Genomic DNA, 2040 nt, shown 5'->3' on the forward strand with positions numbered 1-2040 from the left:
GACGAACCGGCCGTTCGTACATCCGGGGCCTACGCCAGATAGCGGCGCAGGGTCTCCGCACCCGCGGTGATGCGACGCACGTCGACGTGCTCGTCGCGGGTGTGAGCCAGATTGGGGTCACCCGGCCCGAAGTTGACCGCCGGGATCCCGAGTGCCGAGAAGCGCGAGACGTCGGTCCAGCCGTACTTGGCGACCGGCGTCCCGCCGCTCGCGGCCACGAACTCGGCGGCCGCCGGCGCCGACAGCCCCGGCAGCGCACCCGCGGCCGAATCGGTCACCCGCAGGTCTGCGCCGGCCACGCCCTCGAGGACCGACCGCACGTGCGCTTCGGCGTCGGCGGGCGACCGGTCCGGCGCGAAGCGGAAGTTCACCGTGACCTCGGCCGCGTCCGGGACGACGTTGCCCGCCACCCCGCCCGCGATCCGCACGGCCTGCAGCCCCTCGCGGTAGACGCACCCGTCGATGTCGACCACCCGGGCCTCGTACGCCGCCAGCCGCGCGAGCAGCGGCGCGGCCGCGTGGATCGCGTTCTCCCCCAGCCACGAGCGCGCGGAGTGCGCCCGCCGGCCGTGCAGGGTCGCGACGACCCGCATGGTGCCCTGGCACCCGCCCTCGACCAGGCCCGACGTCGGCTCCCCGAGGATCGCGAGGTCGGCGTCGAGCCAGTCGCGCCGTTCGCGCTCGACGCGGTTGAGCCCGTTGCGGACCGCCTCGACCTCCTCGCAGTCGTAGAGCACGAGGGTGACGTCGTGGGCTGGCTCGCGGACCGCGGCGGTGAGGTGGGCCATGATCGCGACGCCCGCCTTCATGTCGGAGGTCCCGCAGCCGTACAGCAGGTCGCCGTCGCGGCGCGAGGGGACGTTGTCGGCGATCGGCACGGTGTCCAGGTGCCCGGCCAGCAGGACGCGGCGGCCGCGGCCGAGCGTGGTCCGCGCGAGCACCGTCTCGCCGACACGCACCACCTCGAGGTGCGGCTCGCGCCGCAGCGCCGCCTCGACGGCGTCCGCGAGGACCTTCTCCTCGCCGGACACGCTGGGCACGTCGACGAGCGCCGCCGTGAGGTCGACGGGGTCGGCGTGCAGGTCGAGGTCCGGGTCTGCGCTCACGGCGACCCAGCCTAGGAGCCCGGCCGATAGGCTGGTCGGCGATGAGCACCCCGGCCACCGAGACCCCCACCCGCGCCGTCGGAATCGGCCTCGCGACCGTCGCCCTCGACGGCACCGTCCTCGACACCTGGTACCCGCTGCCGGAACTGGCGGACGCCGCGGACGACATGGCCGCCGAGCCCGGCGTCGTCGTGGTCCCCGCCAGTGAGCTGGAGCCCTCCCTGGTGGACGCCCTGGGCGCCGACGAGGACCGGGGCGTCGAGGTCGTCGCGGTGCGCACCGTCGCCGACCTGACGGGGCCGCCGACCAGCGCCTACGACCTCTACCTGCGCCTGCACCTGCTCTCGCACCGCCTGGTCCGCCCCCACGGCGTCGACCTGACCGGGGTGTTCGGGCTGCTCGCGAACGTCGTGTGGACCAACCACGGCCCGTGCCCGGTGCCCGGCTTCGAGCGGGTCCGGGCCCGGCTGCGGGGCCGTGGATTGGTGACGGTGTACGCCGTCGACAAGTTCCCGCGGATGGTCGACTACGTCATCCCGACGGGTGTGCGGATCGGCGACGCCGACCGGGTCCGCCTGGGTGCCCACCTGGCCGAGGGCACGACCGTGATGCACGAGGGCTTCGTCAACTACAACGCCGGCACGCTCGGCTCGTCGATGGTCGAGGGACGCATCTCGGCCGGTGTCGTCGTCGGCGACGGCTCGGACGTCGGCGGCGGCGCGTCGATCATGGGCACGCTCTCCGGCGGCGGCACGCAGCGCGTGTCCATCGGCCGGCGGTGCCTGCTGGGTGCCAACGCCGGCATCGGCATCTCCCTCGGCGACGACTGCGTCGTCGAGGCGGGCGCGTACGTCACGGCGGGGTCGAAGCTGACCCTGCCCGATGGCCGGGTCGTCAAGGCGGTCGAGCTGTCCGGTCAGGACGGCTGGCAGTT

At 74.4% G+C, this 2040-nt stretch carries 2 protein-coding genes; one reads left to right on the forward strand and one right to left on the reverse strand.

Annotated features, from left to right (window positions below; genetic code table 11):
- Positions 1-29: 29 nt before the first annotated feature.
- Positions 30-1106: a succinyl-diaminopimelate desuccinylase gene (dapE, locus tag AC0CYZ_RS04415; RefSeq protein WP_472212721.1), complete on the reverse strand. Its 1077-nt coding sequence runs from the start codon at positions 1104-1106 to the stop codon at positions 30-32.
- Between the two features lie 41 nt (positions 1107-1147).
- Here dapE and dapD point away from each other — a divergent pair.
- A partial coding sequence (gene dapD, locus AC0CYZ_RS04420) for a 2,3,4,5-tetrahydropyridine-2,6-dicarboxylate N-succinyltransferase (protein ID WP_472212723.1) occupies positions 1148-2040 on the forward strand: 893 nt, incomplete at its 3' end.

This window comes from Actinomycetospora sp. (genome assembly GCF_055612215.1).